The sequence below is a fragment of the Sphingomonas azotifigens NBRC 15497 genome (assembly GCF_002091475.1).
Lineage (GTDB): Bacteria > Pseudomonadota > Alphaproteobacteria > Sphingomonadales > Sphingomonadaceae > Sphingomonas > Sphingomonas azotifigens.
Genome location: NZ_BCTR01000154.1, coordinates 1 through 697 on the forward strand (window position 1 = coordinate 1; position 697 = coordinate 697).

Annotated in this window: 1 protein-coding gene; it reads right to left on the bottom strand. The window is 64.6% G+C overall.

Features of this window, described 5'->3' with window-relative positions; translation table 11 throughout:
• Nucleotides 1-227: 227 nt before the first annotated feature.
• The coding region (locus SAZ01S_RS23385) for a DUF3363 domain-containing protein (RefSeq protein WP_139810236.1) at nt 228-697 on the bottom strand (470 nt) is incomplete at its 5' end.

The following is a 697-nucleotide window of genomic DNA, read 5'->3' on the forward strand; positions in this document are numbered from 1 at the left end:
AGTTCATGACCGGCACGGCGATCGAACCAGGCGATCAGCGCGTCGGTCAGGATCGCGGTCTTCGACGATCCCGGCTGCGCAGCCATCGCGTCGAGCTTCGCCGACAGCTCGTCGGGAAGGTAGAATTGATGGCGGGTCTTGCGGGTCTGCATGTCGTGCAGAATCCGCCTGTTCCCGCTTCCGTTACAGGTCCTCGCTGGTGAATCCCGGTACCTCTTCGGGGCATCTTAGAGCCCGCCGATCTCCGGACCCGAACGCTGGCGCCCAAATGTCCAGCTGATCGCGCCGCCGCGATCGATGCCGGAAACGGTTCGACCGATCTGCTTTTCCAGCACCGGCCGCCAAGGCACCAGCGTGAATTCCCGCGATTTCTCGATCACCGCATATTTCGCGGCGCCGACCTGCACCGCCTTGCGATAGGTACCCTCAATCGCGCCGCCGCGATGCTCGGAATAGCCAAGCCCCATCTCTTTCGAGATCTGATCCGCCACCTGCCGCAGTTCGCGACGGCGGAGCTCGGTCAGCAGATTGGCGCGGAAGCGGACGGTATCGCCGTCGCGCCAGGCGAGGTCTTCTTCGATCAGCCACTGGCGGCGAAGCACCAATGCCTGTCGCACCTGCGCGCCGAAGCCGCCGCCCAGCACTTCCGGTTCTTTCGCGACCTGCTGCTCGTCGAGCCAGGTCACGCCGTTGTGGC